The organism is Nocardia sp. NPDC004568, assembly GCF_040609955.1.
Lineage (GTDB): Bacteria > Actinomycetota > Actinomycetes > Mycobacteriales > Mycobacteriaceae > Nocardia.
This window is the reverse complement of sequence record NZ_JBEXLL010000155.1, coordinates 1-5472: the sequence shown is the minus strand read 5'-3', so window position 1 is coordinate 5472 and position 5472 is coordinate 1. Positions and strand designations below refer to the sequence as shown.

The window sequence follows — 5472 nt, the reverse complement described above, 5'->3', positions numbered from 1 at the left end:
ATACGTACGCGCTGGTCCATGGCTTTGTTTTGCCTCCGCCTCTTCTTCGTTTCCCACCTGGAGCCCGACCGGACCCGGCAGCCGCCGCACACCGCGGAGCCGACAGAGGCCGGCTCCGCCGTCGCGACCCGGCTGTTACCTACCTCCGCCGGCGTCCTGATACGCCTTCACCGCGGCGTCCAGCTCGTCGAGCGCCCGGCCGAAGTCCTCGAAGTTGCCGGTACGCATGGCGGCACGTACCTCTTCGATCTTGCGGCCCAGCTCCGCCGCCGCGGCATCCCGCGCGGCCGAACCGGTACTCGCGGGCGGCGGCGTCGAGCCGTTGGGCGTCGAGGCACCCTGATCCTGGGAGTCGTCGCCCTGGGGCTGCGGCGGCGCGCTGCCGGGGTTCGGCCGGGTGGCCGGGTCACCGCCGGACGGGGTGGCCAGCGCGCCGGCCCCCGGTAGCACCTGGTTCAACGCGTCGGCCAGCGTCGAGCCGTAGCCGACCTTCACACTGCCGGCCTGATCCCGGTAACTGACCAGGACTCGCAGCAACTGCGGGAAGGTGGCGGTGTTCTGACCGGTATTGCGCTCGTTGTAGAACGGCTCCACATAGAGGATGCCGCCGTCGGCCACCGGCAAGGTGAGCAGATTGCCGTATCTGATCTTGTTCGAGTTCGACAGCAGCGTCTTCTCCTGGGAGACCTGCGGCGCTGTCGTCATCGTGTTCTGGGTCTGCTGCGGACCCTGGGTCTGTGTATCGGTCGGCAGCTGCAGGATCCGGAACTTGCCGTACCCGTCGGGGTCGGAGCGCACCGATATATAAGAGGACAGGAACTGCCGGTTGTACCCGACCATCGCGCTGGTCAGATTGAACACCGGCTTCCCGGTCTCCGGGTCGCCGAGCAGCACGTAGTACGGCGGCTGGCTGGCCGACACCCCCTCCACTGTCGGATCGGCGGGCACGGACCAGAACGCGTTGTTGGTGAAGAACTCGCGCGGATCGTCCACGTGGTACTTGGTCAGCATCTCGCGTTGCACCTTGAACAGATCCTCCGGATACCGGAAGTGCTCGCGCAGATCGGGACTGATCTCGCTTTCCGGGATCACCGCGTCCGGGAACACGCCCCGCCAGGCCTGCAGCACCGGATCGCTGGGATCGGTTTCGTAGAGCTTCACCGTGCCGTCGTAGGCGTCGACCGTGGCCTTCACCGAGTTGCGGATATAACTGACCTCTTTACGCGGCAACAGCCGGCCGGTGCGCTGGTCGACGCTGTCCTCGACCGCGCCCTCCAGCGAGGTCGTCTGCGCGTAGGGATAGCTGTCCAACGTGGTGTAGGCGTCCACGATCCAGACGATGCGCCCGTCCACGACCGCCGGGTAGGCATTGCCGTCCGGAGTCAGCCACGGGGCGACCTTCTCCACCCGGTCCCGCGGCGAGCGGTTGTAGAGGATCTTCGAATCGCCGCTGATCGCCGAGGAGAAGAGGATATTGCGCTCGGCGTACTTGGCCGCGAACGCCAGCCGGTTGAACCAGTTCCCGATCGCCACACCGCCGGCACCGTCGTAGGTGAAGCGGGCCTGGTCGGTGTCGTACTCCCGCGGCGCCTGATCCGCCTCCGCGCCGACGATGGCGTAGTCGGGATCGGACTGCGAGATCAGTTCGCCGTAGTAGATACGCGGCTGATCGACCTTGATCCGCTGCTGGTCCTTCGGCGTGAACAGGTCGCTGACCAGGAAGATAGGATAACCCGAGTCGCTGCTGCCGCCGGCGGCGTTCGGATCCTCGGACTGCGGCCGGTTGACCCGGTTGGCGGGCGCGGCGACGAAACCGTTGCCGTGCGTGTAGACCGTGTGCTTGTTGATCCAGTCGGTCTGGTTACCGCTCAGGGTGGCCGGGGACAGTTCACGCGCGGCCACGATGTAGTCCTGGACCTGGCCGTTGAGCGAATACCGGTCGATATCGAGCGCCTCGGGGAAGCCGTAGAAGTTCTTCAGCTGCCGCAGCTGGGTGAACGTCGGGGACAGGATGTTGGGATCCAGCAACCGGGCATTCGCGATGGTGGCATGGTCCACCGGCACGTTCACCGGATTCTTGCTGCTCTCCCCCTTGTAGTCGATGTACTCGATCTTGTCGTCGGTGATCCCGTAGGCCTCCCGGGTGGCGGCGATATTGCGCTCGATGTACTCGCTCTCCTTCTCCGCCGCGTTCGGGCGCACCGAGAACTGCTCGACCATGAGCGGCCACACCGCCCCCACCAGCACCGAGGACAGCACCAGCAGCGCCGCCGCCATCGCCGGCACCCGCAGATCACGCAGCACGATCCCCGCGAAGAAGGCCAGCGCGCAGATGATCGCGATGGACATCAGGATCAGCTTGGCCGGCAGCACCGCGTTGATATCGGTGAACGAACCACCGTTGAAGGTGGGCTCCTTCCGGTTGCTCATCAACAGCTGATAGCGGTCGAACCAGTAGGCGACGGCCTTGAGCAGGACGAAGATCCCGGCCAGCACCGCGAGCTGGATGCGCGCCGGCGTGGTGAGCACGCCCTCGCGCCCGGTCAGCCGCAGGCCGCCGAAGATGTAGTGCGTCACCAGGTTCGCGAAGAACGCGATCACCACGGCGACGAACAGCCAGTTCAGCACCATCCGGTAGAACGGCAGATCGAAGGCGTAGAAGCCCACATCCAGGCCGAACTGCGGATCGGTGCGGCCGAACGAGCCGCCGTGCAGGAACAACTGCACAGTCACCCAGTTCGACTGGGCGACCAGCCCGGACAGCACACCCAGCAACACCGGGATACCGATTCCGAACAGTCTCAGCTTGCCGAGTACCGTCGTCCGGTACCGGGCGATCGGATCGCCGGCGCCCGAAGTCGGCACGAACACCGGACGGGACCGATAGGCCAGCAACAGGGCGAGCCAGACGATCAGCCCGACCACGAGGGCGACCACCGCGAACACCACGACCCTGGTCAGCAGCACGGTCAGGTAGACGCCGCGGAAATCGACCTCCCCGAACCACAGCCAGTTCGTATAGGTATCGACGAGCCGAGGCCCTACCAACAGCAGTGCGGCCAGCACCACCGCAGCCACCAGCAGCAAACGACTGCGCCGGGACAACGACGGTAAACCGGCGGGGGGGCGCATGCCCACGATGCCACTCTCCAGGGTCCGGCGGCGAGTGAGCCGGTAGCGCCACCGGCCGCTGCGCCGCAGTCCGAATTGTTGAGGTCGGGCCCGTACGGACCCTCTGCGCCCCACTCTACGGAAAACGGACATGTTCGCGACCGCAGGGTTCGGGCGGTGTCGCGGCGGCGGATGGGAGGATGGTCCGGTGAGCGCCGACCTGCATGCCGAAATCGTCCTTGCCCGTTCCGTCCACGAAGTCGCGGAGTTCGTGGACGCCGAGGGCTGGGGGAGATCGCCGCAGATGTTCGCGCTGGTGCGCACCGCGGATCTGGTGGCCGCCGAACCCGCGCTCATCGACGAGGTCGACGCCGCGGACGAACTGACCCCGATCGCCCAGGACCCCCTGCCCGATCATGTGGCCGGCGGATCGATGGCACTCGACGAATTCCTCGCCACCACCAGTTGGCCCCCCGCGGTGGCGGGCTGTGTCCTGGTGCAGGAGATCGTGGTTCTCCCCCCGGACGCCGAGGAGGATCTCGACGACGCCCTCACTCCGCTGCTGGCCGATGCGGACGCCGCCGACGCGGCCGGCCGGGCCGCCGCCCATGCGCACCCGGGACGGCGCGAGGCCCGGCTCTTCGCGGCCGTGCTGCGTTCGGGAAACAGTCTGTGCCTGTTGCAGCTACGGCCCGAAGCGGGCGAAGACGACGGCGCCGACCTCGACCTGCGCACCTACCCGAATCTCGCGCCGAACCTGGTGGAAGCCCTACGCCACACACTCGAGGAATCCGCCGACTGAACGGAGAACGCCCGGGCCCGGGCGCACGTACTCCGCCGTCGTCGGATGCCTCAGCCGCAGCCGACGACTTCCTGCCCCGCCGAGAGATCCTCGAGCGACTGCACGGCGCCCGCCAGCGTCTCCACCCGCACCAGCCGCAGCCCGTCGGGGACCCGCTGACTCGCCTCGTTGCAGTTACCCGCCGGGACCAGGAACGTTTCCGCGCCCGCCTCCCGGGCCGCCATCATCTTGTACTGGATCCCGCCGATCGCGCCGACCTTGCCGTCCTCGTCGATGCTGCCGGTACCCGCCACGAAGGAACCGCCGTCGAGGTCGCCGGGACTCAGTTTCTCCACCAGCGCCAGACTGAACATCAAACCGGCCGACGGACCGCCGATATCGGCCAGATTGAAATCGATCTGCATGGGCGGCGCCGCGGCCACGGTCGGAGTCAACCCCAGGAACCCCTTGGCCGCGTCGTCCGGCCGGGCGCCGAGGGTGATCTTCGCGGTCTGCTCGGCGCCGTCGCGTCGGTACACCACCGGGACCACGGTTCCGGGCGCCCGGCTCGATGTCTCGTTGAGCACATCCTGAGCGGTCGCGACCGGCTTACCGTTCACGCTGACGATCTGGTCACCGGCGCGCAACGCCTCCTGGGCCGGCGCGCCCTCGGTGACCTTGTGCACGAACACCGCGGTCGGCAGATTCAACTGATTCATCGCCGCGACCTCGGCATTGCTCTCCGAGGTGGTGAACTCCTGCTCGTTCGACCTGTCGACCTCCTCCCGGGTCACTCCGGGGGGATACACCTCGGCGCGCGGCACGATTCCGTGCCGGCCGCTCACCCAGAAACCGAGCGCCTCGAAGATGGTGAGCCCGTCCCGCACCGCGACCGTGGTCATGTTCAGGTGCCCGGCGGTCCGGTCGACTTCGGCCCCCGACACCTGCACGACCTCGAGGCCGTCCACTTCGCCCAGCGTATCGACGGTGGGTCCGGGGCCCAGCGCCACGAACGGCACGGTGAACACACTGCCCACCACACCGAACAACACAACCGGGACAAGGGCGACCAGGAGCGTGATGATCCGACGATTCACCCGGCCAACACTAGCCATCGGCCGCCGCACAACGCGGGACAGGCACGCGAGCGCGGCCGAGGAGATCCCCCAGCGCGCCGTGGCGGATCATGCCTGACGCGCGAGCGCCTGCTTCACCTCGGCCAAGGACGGATTGGTGGCGGTCGACCCGTCGGCGAACTTCAGGGTCGGCACCACGTGATTGCCGTTGTTCACGCTGCCGACGAACTCCGCCGACGCCGGATCCTGCTCGATATCGATCTCCACATAGCTGATCCCGGCCTCTTTCAGCTGGGTCTTCAACCGCCGGCAGTAACCGCACCAGGTGGTCGAGTACATGGTCAGATCAGGAGTCACGTCAGTCACGAACAGACCAACACCAGGCGGGTCACGTTTATTGCAGTGTTTTTTGGCGGCGCCTGCGGCGCCGCGGGGTCGAGGCCCCCTTGGTCTCGCCGTTTCGGCCTCGAGACTCGCGCCTGCGGCGCATGCGCTTCGAGGCCG

4 protein-coding genes are annotated in these 5472 nt (G+C 67.2%); 1 reads left to right on the top strand and 3 read right to left on the bottom strand.

Features of this window, described 5'->3' with window-relative positions; all coding sequences use genetic code 11:
- Positions 1-135: 135 nt before the first annotated feature.
- Entirely contained in the window at positions 136-3138 is a 3003-nt protein-coding gene (locus ABZV91_RS32110; RefSeq protein WP_355249472.1) for a UPF0182 family protein, read from the bottom strand.
- A gap of 181 nt (positions 3139-3319) precedes the next feature.
- Between ABZV91_RS32110 and ABZV91_RS32105 the strand changes: the two genes are divergently transcribed.
- Positions 3320-3913 carry a PPA1309 family protein gene (locus tag ABZV91_RS32105; protein WP_355249471.1) on the top strand — a complete coding sequence of 198 codons (594 nt, stop codon included), beginning with the start codon at positions 3320-3322 and terminating at the stop codon, positions 3911-3913.
- Between the two features lie 50 nt (positions 3914-3963).
- Here ABZV91_RS32105 and ABZV91_RS32100 read toward each other — a convergent pair whose 3' ends face one another.
- Together ABZV91_RS32100 and ABZV91_RS32095 are read right to left on the bottom strand one after the other, a co-directional pair.
- Positions 3964-4989 (bottom strand): PDZ domain-containing protein, encoded by a 1026-nt coding sequence (locus tag ABZV91_RS32100; RefSeq protein ID WP_355249470.1) that lies wholly within the window; start codon positions 4987-4989, stop codon positions 3964-3966.
- A gap of 87 nt (positions 4990-5076) precedes the next feature.
- Positions 5077-5307 (bottom strand): mycoredoxin, encoded by a 231-nt coding sequence (locus ABZV91_RS32095; RefSeq protein WP_039826201.1) that lies wholly within the window; start codon positions 5305-5307, stop codon positions 5077-5079.
- Between the last annotated feature and the right edge of the window lie 165 nt (positions 5308-5472).

What these genes read in the sequence shown, in the direction of transcription:
- ABZV91_RS32095 (WP_039826201.1), bottom strand. Translation starts at nt 5,307, where the DNA reads ATGTACTCGACCACCTGGTGCGGTTACTGCCGGCGGTTGAAGACCCAG.